We start from the raw sequence: 23,103 nt of genomic DNA on the forward strand, positions 1-23,103 counted from the left end.
GTCTGCATCGATTTCATTTTCGGCAACCGTTCCTTATAAGTCTAAACATAATGAGTTTTATTCATACCCATGATCCGGTAGTGTCCATGTTTGCGGGGCAACCTAACTCGCTTTTATTAGCTAACCGAGATGAAACCAGGCAGCCAGCAACAAACAAACGCAGTAAACGTGGCATTACACGCCGACAGTTTCTAAAAAGTAGTGCCGTGGTCGGTGCAGCGCTTGGTGCGGGCGGATTAGGATATACGTGGTTTGGCGAGCCGAACTGGCTGGAGAAAATTCGGATTCGACTGGAGCTGCCTGATTTGCCGCCCAGTCTGAATGGAATGCGACTCGTTCAGTTTAGCGATATGCATCTGGGCATGGGCAAAAATGCGAGCGATCTGGAGCAACTGGTCGATGTGATCAATAGCGAGCAGCCGGATATGATCTGTTTTACCGGCGATATCGTTGACGAGCATCCGGCTGATTTAATAACTGGTGTAGCGGCTTTACAGCGCCTACAGGCGCCGCTGGGCAAATATGCAGTACTTGGCAACCATGATTATCTGGATGATGTCGTAGCGGTCACCCAACTGCTGCAACAGGGAGATTTCGAAGTGCTCATTAACGAGCATCGTCTGGTGCATCGTCAGGACGGTATACTGGCGATGGTCGGGCTGGATGACCAGTTACTCGGTAATCCCGATGTGCAAAAGGCAACACGTGGCGTTCCAGACGCAGCCTGCCGTATTTTGCTTATGCATGAGCCAGATTATGCAGATCGTGTGCCAGAGGAACTTAAATTCCGTTTGCAGCTATCCGGTCATAGCCACGGTGGACAGATTCGCCTGCCATTATTCGGTGCGATCATCACCCCTAAAGGATCACGGAAATACATTATGGGCGGCTATCGTGCAGGCAAAGACGGACATTTGCCATTGTACGTTAATCGTGGCATTGGGATGTCACAGCTTCCGGTGCGGTTTATGTGCCGACCGGAATTGACGATTTTTACGTTATATCGTGCAGAGCAATAAAGTACATCGTTATATATACACATGATCGCGTAGAGCCATAGAGCACGTCGTTAAACATATGTATATGATCGCGACGATCAATCGAGTATATCGCCAGGCGTATACAGCACATGATTGCGACGATCAATCCAGCATATCGTCAGGTGTATACAGCACATGATCGCGACGATCAATCCAGCACATTGTTAAGTGTATACACTACATGATCGCGAGGAGTAATAAAGTCTGTAGTTAGGCGTATGCACAAGGGTGAAGAGAAATGAGACGAATACCGGCAAACGGTCAAGATGGGGGATTTTTCATGGAGCGCATTGCACTAATATCTGATATTCATGGCAATTATCCGGCATGGCAGGCTGTATTGGATGATATCGACAGCCGTGGCATTACGCGAATTTTTTGCCTCGGTGACCTTGTCGGTAAAGGGCCGGATTCGATTCGGATTACCGATAGTGTACGGCAGCGTTGTGAGGTCGTACTGCGTGGCAATTGGGAAGAGCTAATCGTGCGTATGAGTGAGAAGGATGAGCTGTTTGGCTGGCATGCCAGACGTCTCGGTGAGGAGCGGCTCGCTTATCTGGATTCGCTGCCATTACGATATGATTTTACACTGAGCGGACGACTGATTTCGTTCGTACATGCCTCGCCAGAAAGCGTATTTCAACGTGTCCAGCCTTGGGATGCGATAGAGGCACGTATGGGCATGTTCACGGCTGTGGAAGAGGGGAGTCCATTGGCGGCTCAAGACAGCCCGTTTCAGTCACGTCTGCCCGACATCGTTGGCTATGGAGATATTCATAATGCTTATATGCAGCACCTGGATGGACATGTATTGTTTAACGTAGGGAGTGTCGGCAATCCGCTCGACGGAAAGGGCGCTTCTTATGTTATTCTGGAAGGGGAACCAGATGCGACAGAGCTGGTTCCGTATTCATTGCAATTTATGCGTATTCCGTATGACGTAGAACAAGCGGTTCAGGATGCACAGCATGCTGGAATTCCAGCGCTTGATTTTTATATTAAAGAACTGCGTACCGGCATTTATCGGGGATTGCAGACGTAAGCGACTGGAGGAGTGACCATGCTGAATAAAGAGGATTTGAAAAAAGGAATACCTGATCTGTATACCGAGCGTTTATCGCTCCGCCGACTGACTGCTGACTATATTGAGCGCTGGTGGGACTGTGCGAGTGATCCGCAGGTGATCACGTATCTGTATGGTACACCGGAGATGAAGGAATATCAGAAGCTGCAACCGGATCGATTGGGGCGACGTGTGGAAGAAGCGTTCCGTAGTATGAGTTCGATTCATTTTGCGATTATGTCGGCGGCAGGGGATGAGATGTATGGCGTGTGTTCGTTCCAGCGCTGGGATGAACGTGCAGCTCGCGCAGAGATCGGTTTTGCGCTCAGTAAGCGCTTCTGGGGTCAGGGCTATGCGACAGAAGCGGTGGGACGTCTGATTGAATTTGGATTTCAGCAGATGGATCTGTCCTATATCGTCGGGCGCTGCCATATCAAAAATGATCTGTCCATTCGCGTACTGGAGAAAAACGGCATGCGCCAGCAGCCGCCATCCAATTCTGGTGTTCGCAGCTACTGGCAGGAGATGGGCATCGTCGTCTATTCCGTAGCCAACAGTGAATTCGAGCTGCGCAAAGAGCGTGCAGCGATGCATGCTCAGCTGCTGGATAACAGCGGAGAGTCCTTTTCCTCATGACGGCTGAACGCTGGTTCACCAGCACAACAGGCATTATGGTCAGCTCGGTAGCCGCGACGATTTTGTGGGGCAGCGCGCTGCCCTTTATCAAGCTGAGTTATTATCATCTACATATTGCATCCAATGATCCCTTTGCCCAGTGGCTGTTCGCCGGCTATCGATTCGTACTGGCAGGACTGCTGCTGATGGTGCTGGCGCGCCTGTTACAGCGTAAAGGCATCAAGCCGCAGCGGGTCAAAGCGTCGTCACTGCTTGTGCTGGCGCTGCTGCAAACATTTTTACAATATGTGTTTGTATATGCTGCGCTTGGACAGGGTTCAGGCATGACGATGTCGATCATCGCCGGTTCGGTATCTCTGTTTCAGTTGTTAGCAGTGCGCTGGATGATGAAAACAGAACAGCTCTCTTTGCGTAAATGGCTGGGCTTGCTGCTCGGTTTTGGCGGTATTGCGGTAATGGGTATGGCATCTGGAAATCAGCTGCATATTACATTTGGAGTCGCAGAACTGCTTATGTTACTGTCTGCATTATCCGGCGGAGTCGGTAATGTACTGGCACGCCGCGAGGCAGCTATCGAGCCAGTGATCAGTCTGACCGGACGACAAATGTTCTGGGGTGGACTCGGACTCGTTATCATCGGCTGTGCATCAGGTCATCCGTTTCCGTTTGCATGGGACGGTATAGGACTGCTTATGTTATTGTATCTGGCGCTTTTATCAGCTGGTGCGTTTGCGCTCTGGAATACGGTGATGAAATATAACGAAGTTGGCCGTGTGTCGATGTATCTGTTTTTAACTCCGCCATTCGGTGTGATTCTCTCTGCCGTCTGGCTCGGTGAGCGTGCTTCGCTCTGGTCACTGGTCGCACTGGTGCTTGTTACGGCAAGCATTATGCTGGTGAATAGAGGACGACGTGCAGAGCAGATAGCTAACGGTAAGGCTGCACGAAAGCAGACGTAATGTCATTCCGCCTTCATTCGCTCATGAGTTGCTGTAAAATGTGCTTTGTACAGGATTTGGTAGTGATTGTTATGTAATTGCAACATAGCTGCAATGCAATCCTAACAAGCTTGCTTTATGATACATAACAAGACCCCCTTTTTGATACATGCAAAAGGACCTGTCCCCTGTGGGCAGGTCCTCTTTTTGTGCTAATTGCTATCTATTTATCGTTACAAGGCCACAACCTGACGCTGCTTTTGCTTATAATACACCCATTCCGTATAACCGATCTCACGCAGCTTGCTCGCCACAAGCTCAAAGTCATCCCCTACGCGCTCCGGTACGTGAGAGTCAGAGCCGAAGGAAATTTCCACGCCAAAATGGAAGGCGCGTTCCAGCATCGCATCGATCGGATGCCACAGTCCGCACAGTTTGATTTTGCCGGAAGTATTCACCTCAATCGCCACACCGGAGTCAGCGATCGTGCGTAACATATCGTCCAGCGCTTCCGGTGCTTCAATATCGCTAAATTCGGGATATCTGCTCTTCATCGCATCAATATGACCGAGGATGTGGAACATGCCACTCTTAGCGGATTCGCCGATCATACGGAAATACTCCGCCTTCGTCGCGACCTTTTCCTGCTTGTTCAGTCCTTCCCAGCGTGTAGGGTCAAAAATGCTATAGCCGCCGCTAAAATGGACGGAGCCAATAATATAGTCGAATGGATAGGCATCCAGTGCTGCTTTGTACAAATGGGCATGATGTGGAAAATAATCGGATTCGATACCGAGCAACACATCAATTTGGCCCGCATACTCCTTTTTCAAATCAAGCACTTCCTGCACGTAGGCAGCAAGCTGGCTTTTTCCCATCGCAGTATTCGGAAAGGCTTGATCCTCTTCAAAGCCAAAATAAGGCGTGTGATCCGAAATACCGATCACCTGTAAACCGGCGCTAATGCCTGCTTCAACATAATCGCGGATATTGCCATCCGCGTGTCCACAGCGATAATGGTGGGTATGAAGATCAAATTTCATAGGCTCGCTCCTTTGCTTCTGAATCATAATAAGTCGTATTCGACATTTGTATTCTAAACAGTTTAAAGAGTCTAATAGCTTACATAATCTAAATAGTCTGAATCACAGACCTGTTCTAGCCTGACCGAAACTTTTCTGACAATATGGAATAATTGAAGTACGGATTATTCTGGACTGAGAAAATGATCAGCAGGCATGCCTTTCAGATCATCCAGAAATTGACGCATTGCCGAGTTTAGATAGCGTCCAGATTTGTAAATTAATCCTACCGGATGGCTAACTTCGAACTCAGGCATTGGAATCATTACGAGTGTGCCATGACGAAGTTCACTGCTGATCGACTGGCGCGAAATGATGGCAGCGCCGAGATCAATCTCAACCATCCGCTTCACTTCCTCACTACTGGATAGCTCCATAATAATTTCGGGTACAACACCATGTTGCTTGAACACCTCATCTACAAATCGACGTCCGACCGTATCGGGCGAAAGCATAATCAGTGGCAGGTGCTGCAAATCTTGAATCGTCGCCTTGCGTGTACGTGCCAGCGGATGCTGGGGCGAGACGACCAGCTCAAACATATCATAGTATAGAATGGACGTTTCCAGATTCGGATTCCGTTCAATCAGGTAACCGATTCCAACATCGACCAGACCATGCTCTACACTATTATAAATTTGAGAGGAAGGCATCGAATGAATCATCGTTTTAATCAGTGGAAATTGATTTTGAAAATACGCCAGCACTCTCGGTAAAATCTGAATGGCAATCGAAGTCGTCGTTCCGAGCAAAATTCGCCCTTGCGGCGTTTCGTCCAGATCAGCAAGGCGCTGTTTTAATTGCTCAACAACCGATAAAATCTGCTCTGCATGCTCCAGAAATACCGTTCCCTGGTCAGTCAGCGTTACCGGCTGGTTACGGTTAACAAGCACCGTTTTGAACTCATCCTCCAGGCTTTTGATCTGAGCGGATACCGCAGGCTGGGTGAGATTCAGCAGTTCACCTGCCTTACGGAAGCTCATGGTGCGCGAAATGGTCAATAATGTTTCCAGTTGACTGATATTCATGAGTTCCTCCTTATGTACACCTGTTCATAAATTATAGTGGATTGCTGAAAAACCAGCAATGCGGCTGAAAATACATTTCTGCAATTTCGCATACTTTCGCAAGTTTACGGAAGCGGTAACGGAAACTTTTTACAAAAAAACGACGTGTTTTGAGCAATTTAGCAAACGGTAGTATACATAAAATCGCTACATTATCCGATAATAGTAAAAAGTCGTCGAATGGGCCTAGAAAAATCGACGAAATAAGCATCTTTATACCTATGAAAGATGTGAAAGAGTCGTTCCAGCAACATATCCGAAAAATATTTTAAATATTTTGGGATAGGGGTAGGTTTCTGGATGAATTGTACTAGGTTATAAGGTATAATGAGTTTACTAATTATAGGTCATAAGTTTCATTTAAAATATTAACCCATTAGCGGAGGGGAGTATTAAAGTATGAAGGCGGAAGTAATTAATCCTTTTTTGGAAGCAGCGAGATTGGTAATCGGACAGGTTGTTCAGGTCTCTCCTTCCACCGGAAATCTCGGTATCAAGGATATCGAACTGGTGGATGATCATATTTGGATTCAAATCGGCATGACAGGACAGATGAGCGGTGATATCATTTTCGGTATTCATGAAAGTGTAGCACTGCGTATGGTATCAGCTATGATGGGCGGTTTTGTGTTAACTGAAATGGACGAAATGGGCCAAAGTGCTATTTCCGAGCTGGGTAATATGATTAGCGGTAACGCAAGTACCATTTTATCCAATCAAGGTGTAACAGTAGATATCACACCGCCAAAAGTGATGAAAACAAGTGCAGTGACAGGCTTTATGTCTACAAAAGCATTGACCATTCCTCTGATCATGGATGGCATTGGCGAATTGGACATTCAGGTCATGGTGTCCTAATTTCCAAGCTGATTGATTTCAACACTTCTCGACTGTGCCGATAACGGTAACATGTAAGACCTCCATAAATGGCCTTGACCCAACGAACGGTGAATACACAAATCAAAGCTGTCCCTGCCCTAGAGGCAAGGGATGGCTTTTTTGATAGGTACATTCCATATGGCAGGATACGGATAATGCTGGATATCAGCACCAGCATCCCCTAAAATGAAACTAGACTAGGGGGGCTTATTGTGACACTTGCCAACAAAATCGTACTCATTACCGGTGCTTCCAGTGGATTGGGCGCACGGACGGCTGAAATGCTTGCGGAAAAAGGAGCCATTCCGATCTTGACCGCGCGCTCACAGGCGAAGCTGGAGCAACTTTCGCAGCAGTTACGGGGGGAGCACCGCGTCTTTGCGATGGATGTTCAGCAACAGGACGAGATCGAGCATGTCGTTGCGAAAGTCATCGAACAATATGGACGCATCGATATTTTGCTTAACAATGCGGGATACGGACAATTTACCGCCATGTTGGATACCGATCTGGAACAGTATGAACAGATGATGGACGTAAACTACATGGGCATCGTGCGCTGTACCCATACCGTGCTGCCTCATATGCTGCAAGCCGGTGGTGGACAGATTCTAAATGTCGCTTCGATGGCAGGCAAATTCGCCACTGCCAAATCCACATCCTACACCGCCACCAAGTTTGCTGTGCTCGGTTTCACCAACTCGCTTCGGCAAGAACTACGCGCTACAGGCATTACCGTATCTGCAATCAATCCAGGCCCGATCCATACTGCCTTTTTCGAACGAGCCGACCCAACCGGCGCCTACGTCAGCAATGTGAGCGGATTTATGCTATCGACCGACAAAGTATGCCGCGAACTCATTCGCATGATGGAAAAACGACGCGAGGAAGTCGATTTACCCCGTTACGCAGGTATCGCGATGCGTCTGTATCAGTTATGCCCACGCCTGATCGATCGGTTGACCTATTCTTTTTTTGATCGGAAGTAAAATTGAAAAAATAACGAAATAACGAAATAACGAAATAACGAAATAACGAAGTAACGAAGTAAAGAAGTAAAGAAGTAAAGAAGTAAAGAATCAAAGCTACAAGTACTTGCTAGAGCCTGTACGCAAACCTATATGATGCGAGCAACACTTCACTGCGGAAAGGAAATAAGGGGAAAGGACGATTTCTAGTGTTAGTGCAGTGCTAACACGGGGTTCAATGAAAAAAGGATTTTTGCAGAGCAAAATATCTTACTGATTTGGAGGGGCGGGAATCTTCATTCCTTTCTAATCCAAAAGATTCCCGCGGCTCCACCTGAGTCCGTCCCCTTATTCCTTCCCGGAGTGGTGTCTGCCCCAAGCATCCAAGTTTGCATACATATTCTAAAAGTACAAGATTATCGCAAGAGCGTGCGCAGACGAAGCGAATACTGATATAATGATACATGCTGCGATGACACAGACCTATCGTACCCGGCGGGTGCGAGCAATTGTGACGATGACGCCATACTATGGATATATAAAGGATGAATACAATGGAAACAAATACGAATTTTATTGGGCTTGGCATGGATGAAAGTTTGAATGATGCATTGTCCCGTTATGGTATTACAACACCTTCACCGGTACAGGCGGAGACGATTCCGCTCATGCTGGAAGGACGCGATGTACTCGCACAATCACAGACGGGTAGCGGCAAGACGCTCGCGTACCTGCTGCCGATTTTGCAACGAATCAATCCAGAGCAAAAGGAGCTGCAAGCATTAATCCTCGCCCCTACACAGGAGCTGGCGATGCAGATCGTGCGTGAATGTGAGCGTTATGGTGAAGAACGTGGCATTACCTCACTCGGTCTGATCGGAGGCGCAGCGATCAAACGTCAGATTGAAAAGTTAAGACGCCATCCGCATATTGCGGTCGGTACACCAGGACGGATCAATGAGCTGATCGGTTTGCGTAAGCTGAAAATGCATCAGACCAATGTGATCGTAGTCGATGAAGTGGATCAGGTGCTTGGATTAGGCGGAGGTACCGATGTACAGCGTATTATTAAAAGCGCACGCCGTGACCGTCAACTGGTGTTCCTGTCGGCAACAATTAATGAAGAAATTCATCAAATTGCCAACCGTGAAATGAACGATCATGCCATTGTCGGGATCGAACCAGGACAACATACAGCGTCTGCGATTGAGCATGTGTATTTTGTAGCAGAGGAACGTGATAAGCTGGATATGCTGCGTCGTGTGCTGCGTCATTACAAGGCGACACGCGCGATCGTATTTGTAAATCAAACCGAGCAGATTGGTGAAGTTGAATCGAAGCTGGAGTATATGGGCTTTAAAGCGCGTGCTATTTACGGTGACGCCGACAAAGTGACTCGTAGCACCGTGCTGTCCCAATTCCGCTCCGGCAAGCTGGAAGTGCTCGTCGCTACCGATGTGGCAGCCCGTGGACTGGATATTGAAGACTTGAATCTGGTTGTCAGTCTGGACCCGGCGTTTGATGCTGAATTTTATGTGCATCGGAGTGGTCGTACCGGACGTATGGGCAAAAAGGGTGTAGCGGCTTCGATCATTACGGAGCGTGAGCGTTTTATTATGCGTAAATTTTCAGATACGCTGCATATCCGTTTGCAAGAAATGGTATTGCGTGGAGGCGAAACCGTGAGTGCGCCAGCAGGCAAACGCGCATCGGCTCGTCGTACCGATAGCAAACCGAAGACTACGGCATCCTCAACAGCAGAGTCTACCTCTACATCAAATGATGATCAGCAAGCAGCAGCTTCGTCTGCGCCTGTAGTCCGTAAGCCTGCCAGCAGCAAGTCCGCTTCGACTAGCAAACGTGATCATAAACCGAAAGCTCGTCATGTGGACAAAAAAAGCAAGGGAGCACCGAAGTGGCTGAAAGCCAAACGTGCAAGCTCCCCGGATGAAAAGTGAGGGAATGAGGATGGAACAGGTACCTGTACTTCAGGTGGACCGCTTGACCGGCGGCTACAGTCTTGGCAAGCCTGTCCTGCACGATATTAGTTTTCAGGTGGGCAAAGGTGAGATGATCGGACTGATTGGTCTGAACGGAGCAGGCAAAAGCACCACGATGAAGCATATTCTCGGTTTGATGACACCGCAGGGCGGTGAAGTGCATATTCAAGGAGCGACACTGCGTAAAGACGCAGAGCAATATCGCTCCTCCCTGGCATTTGTACCGGAATCACCACAGCTGTATGAGGAAATGACGGTGCGTGAACATCTGGAATTTACCGCGCGTGCTTATGGCGTCGATCCGGCGGATTATGAACGCCGTGCTGCCCGTTTAATCGACCTTTTTAATATGAAAGAAAAGGAAGATAGCCTGTCGATGCATTTATCCAAAGGGATGAAGCAGAAGGTAATGATTATGTGTGCCTTCGTGGCAGCGCCGCCATTGTACATTATCGATGAGCCTTTCCTCGGATTGGACCCGCTTGGCATCCGCTCCTTACTTGATTTTATGGTGGAAACGAAGCAGGGCGGATCATCGATCCTGCTAAGCTCGCATATTTTATCAACGATTGAAAATTATTGTGATCGTTTTATCGTGCTGCATCGTGGACGGATTATTGTGCAGGGTACGCTGGAGCAGATTCGTGAGCAGACGGGTCAGCAGGGCACACCACTGGAGCAGATTTTCTATGATCTGGTGCAGGACTCCACCTGGACGGTGAGCAATGACTAATTTGCCAGAGCTGCGGCAGAAACGCCGCGGCGATTTTTGGGCACAGATTTTGCCGTATACGCAGTATATTATTCAGAGTGGTGTGGCGGTATTAACATTCTTTCTGCTCATTGCCTTTGCCGCCTGGTATACGACGTTCGTTCAGAACATACCGGCAGGCTTGCCTGTATACTGGATTATGCTCGTCTTGTTCACACCGCTCACGGTGTACGGCTCTGTGCGTACGTATATGCGTCCGGCAGATGTTGTATTTATGCTTCCACTGGAGACACAGATGAAAAGTTACTTTGCACCGGCATGGCGCGGTGGCATGATCGGCAAGTCATTCTGGTTGATGATCCTTGTTATTGTAGCCTGGCCATTCTATGTGCGTGCAGTAATGGAGCCAAAGCCGCTACTCGTCTTGCTGATCTGTATTTTGCTGCTCAAAGGAACAAGTAACTATGGTAGCTGGCAGGAGATGCGAATGGAAGGACAGCGCGCCCGTGTATCATACCGACTGCTTCGCTATGTAGCGATGATCGGACTGCTTGGTGCTTTGCTCTGGTTGCCATTACCGATGGCAATCATCGTACTGGCTGCGGGTATCATCGTGTATATCATTTGCCTGCGTTTGCCAGGGAAAGTTGCTGTGCCGTGGGAACGGCTCATTGCCGCTGAGAAAAATCATGCGGCTGCTGTCATGCGCATGCTGGGCTGGTTCGTCGATGTGCCGACTGGCGAGCGTAAAGTCAATCATCGGCGCTGGCTATCATTTATCGGGCGACGATTGCCGTGGAAGCAGGAGCAGGCGTTTCGCTTTTTGCTTACGCGCACGTTCGTTCGAACCGAGTTGTTGCCAACATTGAGCCGCTTCGTCGTGTTTGGGATCATTCTGATCATGCTGGCGCGTGAATCATGGTTTGGAATCGCGGTATATTTGCTCTTTATTATTTTGGCCGGCATGCAACTCACGATGTTACGCAAGCAACATACCGATACACTCTGGCTATCGATTTATCCGCTTCCGCCTGCGGCACGACGTTTGGAAACGATTCGCTTAATTACGATCGTACAATGGGTAGTCGCTGTTGTACTGTGGCTACCGATTGCCATTACCGGCAACATCATATGGCTAACAGGCGCGCTTATTGCTGGATTGCTCATCGTCTGGATTCAGCGTGCATCACTGAATCGTAAATGGTTACGCGAGCTTCAACTGGAAGAGGAATTTGAATAATCGATTCGCAGCATAGCTATACACTCGGTAAATGAGGGATACAGGATGGCGAAAATCATTGAAGGTGAAGTGGATAGCCTGCAAACGCTGGCTGAACTGATCAGTGAGGTGATGGGCAGTCCGGTTACGATTGAAGACGAAGCCCATCGCCTGCTGGCGTATAGCATGCATGATCCGAATACAGACCCAGCTCGCATCGCTACCATTATCGGACGGCGTGTACCGGAACATGTGCAGCGTGCCTTATATGAGTCGGGAGCGATGCAGCGACTTCAAGATAGTACAGAACCACAGCATATCGAGCAGTTAAGCGAAGTCGGACTAAGTCGCCGGATGGCGATTTCTGTTCGGCATTATGATGAGATTGTTGGCTATATCTGGCTCTTAGAATACGATGGCTCCTATACGGATGAGCAGCTGGAGCAGTTCCGTCATGGCGCACGTATTGCCGCTGGACAGATTATGCAACAACAGCGTCGTCAGCAGCATATCGATCTACTGCGTCGTTTGCTGAGTGGACGATTTCAATCCGAGCAGGAAGCAGCCCAGCAAGCAAAAGAAAGTGGTGTGGAACTGCCCGTTCATCATTATGTCTTATTGCTGGAGCATGATCATCCACCCGATATGAGCGGCTGGTCTGAGCGAATCGTGCAAGCAGCAAATGAATACGCGATTCGGGTCACCCTGCACATGCAGGAGCCGAGCCGGATTGTACTGCTATGTGGCTTCGGAACAACCGCCATCAATGCCCATCACGCAGACGCTGCGGCGTTAATCCGTTCCATGATCACGCGCACACGTGAATTGCTGCCACAACAAGAAGAACTCTATATCGCAGCAGGCGAACAGGTTGGCTCTGCACTGCATATTCAGCGTAGTTACCGTCAGGCACGCGAGCTAGTATTGCTGCACCGTCAATTACCGGAAACACGTACTATTCACTATTATCCAGAAGCAGGCTTCTATCGCTATCTACCAGCGATGCACCGTGAAGCCGAACAGTTCCCCGTTACCTGGGGTCCACTGGATCGACTTGCAGCTTACGATCAAGAGCATAATAGCAACTTATTACAAACGCTTGCTGTCTTCCTCGATCTGGATAGCGATACGAAACGCGCTGCTACCCGATTGCATGTACACAGCAACACACTTAACTACCGTCTCAAACGAATTACCGAAGTAGGCGGCATCGACCTGACGAGCATGTCCGAAAAAGTTACACTGTACCTCGAACTCAAATTACTATGGTTTGATACAAGTAACTAATATAGACAGGCTATTAAGGAAACGATCAATCTCAACAACATACGATAAAATGAATATCTATACTCATACTTACAGGTAGGAAGAAAATAGCCTTTACCATGAATAAGCGTTCAATATAGAGAAGATGCATGCTATTGTCCGAAAGAGGCAATATGCACATTCTGTATATATGGAAGCATTCATGATATAAGGCTATTTGCTTTATTGTATAACTATTACAGATCAGGAAAGTTGCTTGAACGGCGAAGGGAGTTGTATCAAAGATATCCGTACAATTATGGGCATAAATAAAACTGTGTATTATTCATAGTCTTATATGTATTCGCTTTAAAGGGTTTTCTCATAATATCTATCTGTATAAACAAGCAAGATGTGTATAATTAAGAAGAAAGAGCGATAGAAGGATATTGTAGAGAGTGTAGCTCAACCGAAGGGCGAGAACAAGTGAATAGAATAAATAATGAAAAAACAAAAAAATACTTTGAAACAATAAAAGTGATTTTTGTACGCACGTTTTATATAAAAGACGATTATAATAAATATGAAAGATTGAAAATACAAAAAGTTAATATAGTATCTTTAATGAAATTATAGATTTGTGTTAAATTCTCAGACTGAAAGGGATGAAAAAACTTTTTTGAAACGACATATGACTTAGAGACATATGTCCCTAAAAATACTAAAGATTTAGTATTAGTGAGTAATAAGTCACATTAGTTTGCAACCCTCAAATAACTTATCGAATCAAAATTAAACAATTACAAAATTATAGTATTCCCTTAAGTTACTTATAGTTTCTAGTAGTCAGTTTGTAAATCAAAGCAATATACCTACTTAAATAAACATAATCGACAAAAAGTTACATTGCATACAATTGTATATTCGAAATTGATGCTTTAGTTGCCTTTTAATTAAGGTACCAGATATATACAATCGTAATTATCCGATTTAGAGGGAATACTAGTTTGCTATGAAGTTCTTTAAATATCGGGCTAATAAAATATAAAGAAGAGGAGAATAGCTATAGTGAAAAAAATTGTTACAACATTTCTAGCTACATCATTGCTTTTGTCGCCCATCCTTACGTTTAATCAAGCAAATGCCAAAGAAAGTTATTACTCCGCACAAATCGATCTTAAATCAATCTGTGTCTGGCAATGTGTATAGCCCAATAGTTGAAGACGTATATGTTCCTGTATCAAACGATGTTTACTCGGATACAAACGATCAATCTAAAACCAATCTTGAAACATTTAACGTTGATCAATTGGATCAATACCCAGATGTAAAGAAATTTATCTATGATAATGGTTACGAAGATAAGTTGAAAAAACCTAATGAGACTAGTGACGAAATTATTCGAAAATTCAATCTTCAATCCCATACTTTAGGTATATCTGCTGAGACTGAACAAGAGGTTGGAGCAGAAGACGCAAAACGTATTATGAGTGCATATGGAATTGAGCAACCTAAGAATGTTGTCCAGAATTTTGAGCAATTTGTAATTGTAGAACGAAATAACACAATAAGCGAACAGGTAGCAAGTGTTTCTAATGTGTGGTATATCAACTATATTACAACAAACGCTGGTTTTACTGTGAATGTTACCAATGTTGGTAAAGACCCGTTAGATTCTGTTTCGGGTGTACTTAGAAAATTTGATCTTAGTGCAAAAACATTTACATAGGCTGCATCTGTTAAATTTTCGAAAACATCTGTAAATTCAGGACCTATATATAATTGGAGTCAACCTCGGAGCAAAGTTTCTGATTTCTTCCAATATGAAATTACTGTAAAAGAAGATGCAACGGTACAAGCTTATAATAATAAAAGCGAAACGTTGCATAATCACAAATATCAACGATATTTATTTCAAACAGGACCATATAATACTTTGACAGCTCTTGGTGGTGAACGCCATCATTTTGTTTCTACAAAGGCATTGACTTCTAATGGTTATAGTTATACTACAGCCCCTGCTATACGTATGACTCAAGCTGATCATTACAAAACAGGATCGCGTGGGGGCGGAACAACTGCAACTGCGTTTACAACTCAAGAAATTGCTCTCCTTAAAGCTAAAAAATATCAGGAATTGATGCAGCTTGAAGTTAATGATTTTAAAGCTTCTTCTGATCCTGATGGCAAATATAGTTCACTGGCAGATAAATATTTGGATCAAATAGTAGCTACACTTGCTCGTTGCGAAAAATATTTTGGGTTTGTCAGTCAATAATAACTTGGAGGTTTGGCATAAATGGCTGCTATAGTTCATGTAAAGCCTGGAAAGTCTATAGGTGAAATTCATATTGGAATGTCGAAGAATGATGCAGAAAAACTCCTTTCAAATTCTCAACTTTCTTTTCAAATAGAATACGAAGGAGACATAGTTAGTTTTGTAGAAATCAATGCTGGAGCAGAAATAGAGTTTAGTTGTTACTATAACAATATTGATTTATTCAAAACAAAAGCTAGTAAGCTTGTAGATATACTTGATGCTATTTCTCCTTATGATCGAGAAGATTCAGATGGTTTTACTTATCGATTCCCGAAACTAGGTTTGGTGTTATGGAGAAATCTTGACTTTTCAGAGGAAGACATGGAGCAGCCATGGTTTAAAGAAATGCCAATTGAGAACCAAGAAGACACAATGAGATCGTTATACTTTGAAACAGTAGGTGTGTTCATACCCGAATAATCAAAATGAAAGAGCAGTTGGCTGATGGCTATCTGCTCTTTCTTCTGATGAACGTAGTGCGCTAAAGGTATAGAAGTTAAAGCGAATACATATAAGATTACGAATAATGCACAGTTTTATTTATGCCGACCCCTCAAGCCTTGTTCTATAGGCGATTTGATTTGCGCCCAAAAAATTTGTGAGGATATATAAGGTTTTTTAAAATGAAGTTTGTGCAGTTAGCGATAATAATTTCTCGAAACTGTAGAACTGCTGTAGAATATCTTCTAACTGGTGCCTAGGTTTATAATATGCTGATGAAATTGAATAATAAAGTAAACCATTAGCATTCACTTTACATTGCAATACGGATCTTAGAGCTTAGCTATGTGATGCAAGCAGCACAGAACGGAAGGAAGGAAATAAGGGAAAAGGACGATTTCTAGTGTTAGCGCTCTCCTAACACGGCGATGAATGAAAAGTGATTTTTGTGTATCAAAATATCTTACTGCTTTGGAGTCTAGGAATCTATATTCACTCTTAATCCGTAGATTCCTGGGTTCCACCTGAGTCCGTTCCCTTATTCCTTCCCGGAAGTGATTGATACTCAAAACGTCTAACTCTTTGTTCCCCTCTCCTCATTTCCGGGTAATAACTCTATAAATGCAATCATAATTCACATCAACTACAACAATATCTTCCTAATATCTCCTCATTTCATCAACAGCTACTTAATATATGTCAATTAACCTACCACTGCAATCAATTCTTTGTGTTTTCAACCAATTCATTTTATTCAAATTTGGAAAATCGAACGATTACATGATATTTTTACTATCCTATACTAAGTGTACAAATCAGATTCGCCTATTGAAGGAGGAAATAACATGAGAATTGGAGTCCCAAAAGAGATTAAAAACAACGAAAACCGTGTTGCGATCACACCAGCAGGTGTCGCTACGCTGACGGCTGCCGGCCACGATGTGTATGTGGAGAGCGGGGCAGGTACAGGCAGCGGATTTAGTGATGAATCGTATGCTAGCACCGGGGCGAACATTCTGGCAGCGGCAGCCGAAGTATGGGATACGGCGGACATGATTCTCAAAGTAAAAGAGCCTCTTCCATCGGAGTACGGTTATTTCCGCGAAGGATTGATTCTGTTTACGTATCTTCATCTGGCTGCGGCGCCGGAGCTGGCTGCTGCACTGTTGGAGAAAAAAGTAATCGGGATCGCTTACGAAACGGTAGAGGTTAATCGCACATTGCCATTGCTCACACCGATGAGCGAAGTGGCTGGACGAATGGCGGTACAGATCGGAGCACAATTTTTGGAGCGACCGCATGGTGGCAAAGGGATTTTGCTGAGCGGCGTTCCAGGCGTGAAAAAAGGCAAAGTTACCGTAATCGGCGGCGGGGTTGTAGGCACAAATGCAGCGAAAATCGCCGCAGGCATGGGCGCAGAGGTGACGATCATCGACCTCAGTCCAGATCGTTTGCGTCAGCTGGATGATCTGTTCGGTTCCTCGGTGCAAACATTAATGTCCAATCCGTACAACATTGCTGAAGCGGTAGCGACATCTGATCTTGTCATCGGGGCGGTACTCATTCCGGGCGCGAAAGCACCAAAGCTAGTAACCGAGGACATGGTGAAAAGTATGGAAGCTCATTCGGTTATCGTGGACGTTGCTATCGATCAGGGCGGAATTGTCGAAACGATCGATCGGATCACGACGCATAATGATCCAACCTATGAAAAACACGGTGTCGTTCATTATGCTGTAGCTAATATGCCAGGTGCTGTGCCAAAAACGTCTACGATGGCACTGACCAATGCAACGATGCCATTCGTATCATTAATCGCCAATCTGGGGCTGCGTGCGGCATTGGAGCGAAGCGATGCGCTGAAGTTAGGTGTGAATACAGCTGCGGGCGCAATGACTTATGAAGCGGTAGCGCGTGATCTCGGGTACGAGTATGTACGGGTCGAACAGGCGTTGGAACGTACATTTGCAGCGATGAGTTAATGGTGTCATCAAACCGGATATCATGCAGATCGTTGATCGGCAAAAACGATTGTGGTATGTACGGATCATCGTTGTCGATGCATGATCTGTCGCTACTGATATACAAAAATATAAAAAGAAAAATATAAAAAGCAAAATATAAAAAGCCTGATCTGTTATTCATCTGTTGCTACTGATGATAAAAAAATACAAAGATATACAAAAAACCTTCGTGCCGAATATGCCGGCATGAAGGTTTTTTTGATGGATCGGTAGCATATGCGTAGAGCACAAATCGATACACCGACGAAGAGATAGAAAAAGCGAAACGGTGGTCTTTTGTTGATAAGCAGTAAATGATTTAAACTTTTGGAAAATCGTATCATTGCAACGGACAAATCGCTAATGGTTTATGTTATTTTTCCGAATTTCCCGCTAGCGAGCTACGCAAATCTTTAGCTCCTTTGACCCCTTTAGCTACTAATGCGTTTACTGTTTTGTTATACGAAGTGACCGCTTGGGGATAATCGTCCATTTTCCAGCGATGGTCTTGTTTCAATTGTGTGTTAGTAAGCAGATAATAGTCGGTTGAAAAGGTTTTGCCACCATCTGGTGTCGGATCATCCCAGGTGGTATCGAGGTGATACCATTTGCCGTCCAGTTTAACCATATTCCATGCATGAGCTTCCTCTTTATTCACATAGCCAGCGACAATATTAGTTTCAAAGCCAGCTTGTTTTAGCATATCATACGTAAGCATGGCATAACCCTGACAGACCGTGCTGCCTGTCGTTAACCCCTCATAAGCGGTAAACTTTTGCTCTGTCTCATCATATTTCAATGTGGTCACTACCCAATCATGGATTGCTTTTACTTTTAAATGATCATTCATACCAGGCTTGATGATTTTTTTGAGCGCTGCCGCTACTTGCTTATGCACGTAAGCGCTCTGTTCAGCACTTTCGCGATATGTAACGTCCATGATCGCTGTAGATGTCGTTCCGTCGCTTTCCGCTTGCCAGGCATAATCGATTACCGTATTAATCGTATACGGGTCCTGTACGTTTGCATCGTCAAATGCTAACTCGATATTTTGCTCCAATTGTTCCGTACTGCCTTCATAAGTAATCTGGAAGCTGGCTTTGCGTGCCGTCAAAGCGCTGTAAATTTGCTTTTGCAATTGCTGTTGTTGCTGTGTTAACGATACGGTTGCTGCATGGGCAGTCGGTATGACAGATAGCGGCGGTACACCTGTAACGATAGTTCCGGTGAGCAGTGTCAATGCTACGCTGATTTTTAATGCCTGTGTACGTATACTGAACTTCATTTCATCCATCCCCTTATACAAAATTTGATGTTACGTATATCATTATTTACTTCTATCATTATAACTGATTTCATAGTTTAGTTAATTAGTTAAATTGAATATTTATTACGGAAATGACCATTCCAGTATGAAAGCTGTAGCAAAGTAGACTCATTTTACGCCTGGATAAAGTTTATAAATTTTTTTATGAGACCGATAAAAAATTTAAAACTTAAATGTAATATAATATTACACATTAAGAGATTAAAATTATAAATTTACACCTACGAAAAACTACATAAACCTACAATAACGAAAACGATGAATCTGCATAAAATGCATAAATATTTAATATATACATTATACTTAGAGTTGAAACGAACTTTTTTGATAATAATATAGCTTAATATTCGCTTTTTTGAAATATTAATTCATAATATATTCCAATAAATGAAAATAAAATTCAAAATTTAGCGTTGCGAGATGTATATTTAGTATGTATACTTTGAACCAGACATTATATCAATTAATGTTACATAAACTAACATTAAAAGGGGGATTTATACGTATGAAATGGAAATGGAATGGTTTGGTGGCAGCAACGCTACTGATGGGACTGCTGGCTGGTTGCGGTAACGGTAGTACATCCACAACGACTGGTGCATCAGGTGGAGGAAGTAGCAGTAGCGGAAAAGTTATTAAAATCGCTACGCAATCTCCTCTATCCGGTGGTAGCTCCATTCAAGGGGAAGCGATTCGTCTTGGCGCTCAAATGTCGCTGGAAGATCATAAAGAAGAGTTTACTAAGCTAGGCTACTCACTCGAACTCGTACCTTATGATGATCAGGGTGATCCGAAAAAAGGCGTTGCCAATGCAGAGCAGATCGGCGCTGATCAAGCTGTGCTCGGCGTTATCGGTCACTTAAACTCCGGTGTATCCATTCCATCTTCTGTCGTATATGAAAAATACAATATCCCGATGATCTCCCCAGCCAGTACAGCGACCGAGTTTACCGATCGTAAGCTGAAAGTCGCTAACCGTGTCGTAGCACGGGATGACTTCCAGGGTCCGGCAGCGGCGAACTATGCCGTGAAAACCGTAGGTGCGAAGAAAATCTTCGTTATTCAAGATAAAACAGCCTACGGTCAAGGTCTTGCTGAAGCATTCCGCGACGAAGCGCAGAAGCTGGGCGCAACGATTGTTGGATATGAAGGCATTACCGTTGGGGAGAAGGATTTTAACGGTGTACTCAATATCGCTGCTACACAGAGTCCAGACTTTATTTTCTTCGGCGGTTTGTATGCTGAGGGCGGTCTGATCATCAAGCAAGCTCGCGATAAAGGCATTACAGCACCGATTATGGGTGGTGATGCACTCGATTCCTCCGGTCTCGTTGAAGTGGCAGGCCCGGATGTGAAGGGCGCGCTATACAGTTCGGTTGCAGGCGAGATTGCTAAGATGGAGGGCGGACCGGAATGGGGGGCACGTTATCAGAAAGCATTTGGCAAAGCACCGGAAGGTTATTCGGCTTATTCGTATGATTCGATGACGATCATGCTGGATGCGATCAAGAAAACGCTCGAAAGCAGCAATGGGCAGATGCCTACACGCGAAGCGGTGCGCGATGCTGTACGTGCCACAAAGGATTTCAAAGGGATTGCAACCGAGGTTACGTTCGATGATAAAGGCGACAACTCTTTTGCCAAGGTCTACATTTACGAATTTAAAGGCGACACGTATCCAGGTGAACTGGTTTCTGAAGTGAGCCAATAATGACGGGAAGTTAGCATGCGGCCAAAAGGTATGTGCAGGTTGATGCCATACTTTTTGGCTCTTGTTTTAGTCCTTACGAAAGGGGTACGTTCATGTTCGCAACCATTTTACAAACCTTGCCACAGGTGCTAATTGACGGTCTGGCACTGGGCGCTATTTATGCGGTTGTAGCTCTTGGCTATACGATGGTATATGGCATTTTGGAACTGATCAACTTTGCGCACGGTGAGATTTTTATGACAGGTGCCTTTGTAGGGACAGCCGTGCTGTTCCTGTTTCAAGGGATGGGCTTGACCGGTGGGCTGCCGCCGTGGATTTCCTACGTGTTGATTTTATTTGTGGCCATGATGGTGACGGGGGCGCTCGGGGTTGGTATTGAGCGCGTAGCTTATCGACCGCTACGCAAAGCGCCCAAGCTGATCTCATTAATCTCTGCATTTGGTGTATCGTTCGTATTACAGGATCTGGTTCGTTTTATCGCTGAACTCAAAACAGGTAACTATATCGTCAGCGTACCGCAGCTATTTGAAGGACGCTTCACCATGGGCTTTTCCTCCATGTCGGCAGCGCTCGGCAATGCAACGGTGAAAACGAACACGGTATTTATTTTTATCGTGGCCATCGTTTTGATGGTTGGATTGGACATTTTCGTCAACCGGACCAAATGGGGCGGCGCGATGCGCGCGGTGGCACAGGATCGGGAAACGGCTTCGCTGATGTCGATTAATGTGAATAAAATAATTTTGTTAACTTTTTTTATCGGTTCGGCACTGGGTGGCTCTACAGGCGTACTGTTCGCACAGCAGTATGGAACGATTGATCCGTACATCGGATTCATTCTTGGCTTGAAAGCATTCACGGCTGCTGTGCTTGGTGGAATCGGTAATATCCGTGGTGCGATGTTTGGCGGTGTGGTGATCGGCGTACTGGAAATGTTCGCGTCTGCGAATCTCGGTTTGATGACCGGAGGCAATTTCGGAGCGGAGTACAAAGATGTATTTGCATTTGCGATTTTGATCGTGGTGCTTATTTTCAAACCAGAGGGCTTGTTTGGTAAAGCCGTCAAAGAGAAAGTGTAGGTGAACATTATGGGGAAATGGGCCGATCTCAAAGCTTCGCTTCAACATCATAAGCTGGCGCAAGCGATTCTGCTCATTGCGTTTACGCTCGTGACAGCAGGTGCTGTGTACTTCATGGATCGTTCAGTGACTGCTTTTCTGCTCCTGCTGGCATCATTGTTGCTGCTATATTACACGTCATTTACGAATGGGATCAAATGGATGATGGCACTCGTGTTGCTTGTGGTCGTTATTCCGTTTGCGACATCAGGTGGATCATCGTATGAATCGTATATGGAAGTGGCAACACAGTGTGGTATTTATGTCGCGATGGCGCTCGGTTTGAATATCGTTGTCGGTTTTGCAGGTTTGCTGGATATGGGTTTTGTCGCTTTCTTCGCGGTTGGAGCTTATACGTATGGAATTTTTGCGACCGGACAGGCGAACAATTTTATCGCTGGCGATCTATTTCCGCTATCGGGCGGGACGTTCTGGATTTTCATTTTGCTGGGTGGCTTTATGGCAGGGATTTTCGGCATTTTGCTCGGTTTGCCAGTGCTACGGGTCAAAGGGGATTATCTGGCGATCGTTACGCTGGGCTTCGGAGAGATTATTCGTATCATTTTTAACAATTTGGAAAAGCCGATCAATATTACGAACGGTGCGATGGGGTTGTCCTCAATTCAGCCACCGGATCTGTTCGGATATGACTTTACGTTCCCACATCAGTTTTATTTTATCGTGATCGGCATTTTGCTGATCGTCATCTTTGCGGTACGCAGGCTGGAGCATTCCAGGCTGGGACGTTCGTGGAAGGCAGTGCGTGAAAATGAGATCGCGGCGCAATCGATGGGCATCCCCCTTATTCGTACCAAACTGATCGCCTTTGCGATTGGGGCATCATTTTCCGGCATGATGGGTGTTGTGTTCGCGGCAAAGCAGACGTTTATCGATCCGACGAGCTTTACGCTGATTGAATCGACAACGATTCTGGTCATGGTCGTACTGGGCGGAATGGGCAGTGTGCCCGGTGTTATTCTGGGGGCGAGTCTGGTCACCATTTTGAACTTACAGGTCCTTACGGAAGTGACAAACTGGCTCAATCAGCTGTCGATGCAGGGCATGATCAATGTACCGACCGCATTATCGCCGTCCAAAATGCAGCGTTTTATTTTCGGCATGATCCTCATTCTGGTGGCGATCTTCCGTCCTAATGGATTGATTGCTGCCAAAAATCGCAAAATACCGAAGGAGGTTGTTACAGGTGATGAAAACTCCAATTCTTCAACCACTACTGCTCTTCGCAAAGTCCATTCGGAATAAACAGTTATGGAAGTCCGGTTATGTTCATCTGACCGGAACAATTATCGCACGTTATGCACCGGGTGTTGTCG

The 23,103-nt window shown here is 45.4% G+C and carries 20 protein-coding genes; 17 read left to right on the forward strand and 3 right to left on the reverse strand.

What is annotated here, in order from left to right:
- Positions 1-50 precede the first annotated feature (50 nt).
- From AAHF22_RS13065 to AAHF22_RS13080, 4 genes are all read left to right on the forward strand, one after another.
- Positions 51-1,019, forward strand: coding sequence for a metallophosphoesterase (locus AAHF22_RS13065; protein WP_347325461.1), 969 nt, complete (start codon positions 51-53; stop codon positions 1,017-1,019).
- Positions 1,020-1,320: 301 nt separating this feature from the next.
- Complete coding sequence (locus AAHF22_RS13070; protein ID WP_347325606.1) at positions 1,321-2,082, forward strand: metallophosphoesterase family protein; 762 nt, start codon at positions 1,321-1,323, stop codon at positions 2,080-2,082.
- 18 nt (positions 2,083-2,100) lie between these two features.
- Positions 2,101-2,739: a GNAT family N-acetyltransferase gene (locus AAHF22_RS13075; RefSeq protein WP_347325462.1), complete on the forward strand. Its 639-nt coding sequence runs from the start codon at positions 2,101-2,103 to the stop codon at positions 2,737-2,739.
- A complete protein-coding gene (locus AAHF22_RS13080; RefSeq protein WP_347325463.1) occupies positions 2,736-3,698 on the forward strand; it encodes a DMT family transporter in 963 nt (320 codons plus the stop codon). Before AAHF22_RS13075 ends, AAHF22_RS13080 begins: the two co-directional genes overlap by 4 nt.
- 212 nt (positions 3,699-3,910) lie before the next feature.
- Here AAHF22_RS13080 and AAHF22_RS13085 read toward each other — a convergent pair whose 3' ends face one another.
- Both AAHF22_RS13085 and AAHF22_RS13090 read right to left on the reverse strand, forming a co-directional pair.
- Positions 3,911-4,720: a histidinol-phosphatase gene (locus AAHF22_RS13085; RefSeq protein ID WP_347325464.1), complete on the reverse strand. Its 810-nt coding sequence runs from the start codon at positions 4,718-4,720 to the stop codon at positions 3,911-3,913.
- Between the two features lie 164 nt (positions 4,721-4,884).
- Complete coding sequence (locus AAHF22_RS13090) at positions 4,885-5,787, reverse strand: LysR family transcriptional regulator (protein WP_347325465.1); 903 nt, start codon at positions 5,785-5,787, stop codon at positions 4,885-4,887.
- A 438-nt stretch (positions 5,788-6,225) separates the two neighbouring features.
- Between AAHF22_RS13090 and AAHF22_RS13095 the strand changes: the two genes are divergently transcribed.
- From AAHF22_RS13095 to ald, 10 genes are all read left to right on the forward strand, one after another.
- Positions 6,226-6,684 (forward strand): chemotaxis protein CheX, encoded by a 459-nt coding sequence (locus AAHF22_RS13095; RefSeq protein WP_347325466.1) that lies wholly within the window; start codon positions 6,226-6,228, stop codon positions 6,682-6,684.
- A 230-nt stretch (positions 6,685-6,914) separates the two neighbouring features.
- Positions 6,915-7,694 (forward strand): SDR family NAD(P)-dependent oxidoreductase, encoded by a 780-nt coding sequence (locus AAHF22_RS13100; protein WP_347325607.1) that lies wholly within the window; start codon positions 6,915-6,917, stop codon positions 7,692-7,694.
- Positions 7,695-8,227: 533 nt separating this feature from the next.
- Positions 8,228-9,631 carry a DEAD/DEAH box helicase gene (locus AAHF22_RS13105; RefSeq protein ID WP_347325467.1) on the forward strand — a complete coding sequence of 468 codons (1,404 nt, stop codon included), beginning with the start codon at positions 8,228-8,230 and terminating at the stop codon, positions 9,629-9,631.
- Positions 9,632-9,641: 10 nt separating this feature from the next.
- A complete protein-coding gene (locus AAHF22_RS13110; protein ID WP_347325468.1) occupies positions 9,642-10,406 on the forward strand; it encodes an ABC transporter ATP-binding protein in 765 nt (254 codons plus the stop codon).
- On the forward strand, positions 10,399-11,625 hold the full coding sequence (locus tag AAHF22_RS13115; RefSeq protein WP_347325469.1) for an ABC transporter permease: 1,227 nt from the start codon (positions 10,399-10,401) through the stop codon (positions 11,623-11,625). The genes AAHF22_RS13110 and AAHF22_RS13115 overlap by 8 nt, the downstream gene beginning before the upstream one ends.
- 45 nt (positions 11,626-11,670) lie before the next feature.
- The gene (locus tag AAHF22_RS13120; protein WP_347325470.1) at positions 11,671-12,891 is read left to right on the forward strand and encodes a PucR family transcriptional regulator; all 1,221 of its coding nucleotides are present in this window, start codon (positions 11,671-11,673) and stop codon (positions 12,889-12,891) included.
- A 1,099-nt stretch (positions 12,892-13,990) separates the two neighbouring features.
- Positions 13,991-14,578: a hypothetical protein gene (locus AAHF22_RS13125; protein WP_347325471.1), complete on the forward strand. Its 588-nt coding sequence runs from the start codon at positions 13,991-13,993 to the stop codon at positions 14,576-14,578.
- 207 nt (positions 14,579-14,785) lie between these two features.
- Positions 14,786-15,127 (forward strand): hypothetical protein, encoded by a 342-nt coding sequence (locus AAHF22_RS13130; RefSeq protein WP_347325472.1) that lies wholly within the window; start codon positions 14,786-14,788, stop codon positions 15,125-15,127.
- Between the two features lie 21 nt (positions 15,128-15,148).
- Positions 15,149-15,589, forward strand: coding sequence for a hypothetical protein (locus AAHF22_RS13135; RefSeq protein ID WP_347325473.1), 441 nt, complete (start codon positions 15,149-15,151; stop codon positions 15,587-15,589).
- Between the two features lie 866 nt (positions 15,590-16,455).
- Entirely contained in the window at positions 16,456-17,592 is a 1,137-nt protein-coding gene (gene ald, locus AAHF22_RS13140; RefSeq protein ID WP_347325474.1) for an alanine dehydrogenase, read from the forward strand.
- A gap of 394 nt (positions 17,593-17,986) precedes the next feature.
- On the opposite strand, the gene AAHF22_RS13145 is transcribed toward ald, so the two are convergent.
- The gene (locus tag AAHF22_RS13145; RefSeq protein ID WP_347325475.1) at positions 17,987-18,898 is read right to left on the reverse strand and encodes a transglutaminase domain-containing protein; all 912 of its coding nucleotides are present in this window, start codon (positions 18,896-18,898) and stop codon (positions 17,987-17,989) included.
- Between the two features lie 547 nt (positions 18,899-19,445).
- Here AAHF22_RS13145 and AAHF22_RS13150 point away from each other — a divergent pair.
- The 3 genes from AAHF22_RS13150 to AAHF22_RS13160 all read left to right on the forward strand — a co-directional run bounded on the left by AAHF22_RS13150 (position 19,446) and on the right by AAHF22_RS13160 (position 23,032).
- The gene (locus AAHF22_RS13150; protein ID WP_347325476.1) at positions 19,446-20,651 is read left to right on the forward strand and encodes a branched-chain amino acid ABC transporter substrate-binding protein; all 1,206 of its coding nucleotides are present in this window, start codon (positions 19,446-19,448) and stop codon (positions 20,649-20,651) included.
- Positions 20,652-20,743: 92 nt separating this feature from the next.
- The gene (locus AAHF22_RS13155; RefSeq protein ID WP_347325477.1) at positions 20,744-21,730 is read left to right on the forward strand and encodes a branched-chain amino acid ABC transporter permease; all 987 of its coding nucleotides are present in this window, start codon (positions 20,744-20,746) and stop codon (positions 21,728-21,730) included.
- A 9-nt stretch (positions 21,731-21,739) separates the two neighbouring features.
- Positions 21,740-23,032: a branched-chain amino acid ABC transporter permease gene (locus AAHF22_RS13160; protein WP_347325478.1), complete on the forward strand. Its 1,293-nt coding sequence runs from the start codon at positions 21,740-21,742 to the stop codon at positions 23,030-23,032.
- Positions 23,033-23,103: the final 71 nt, after the last annotated feature.

This window comes from Paenibacillus wenxiniae (assembly GCF_039822605.1).
In the GTDB taxonomy this organism is placed as follows: Bacteria; Bacillota; Bacilli; order Paenibacillales; family Paenibacillaceae; genus Saccharibacillus; species Saccharibacillus wenxiniae.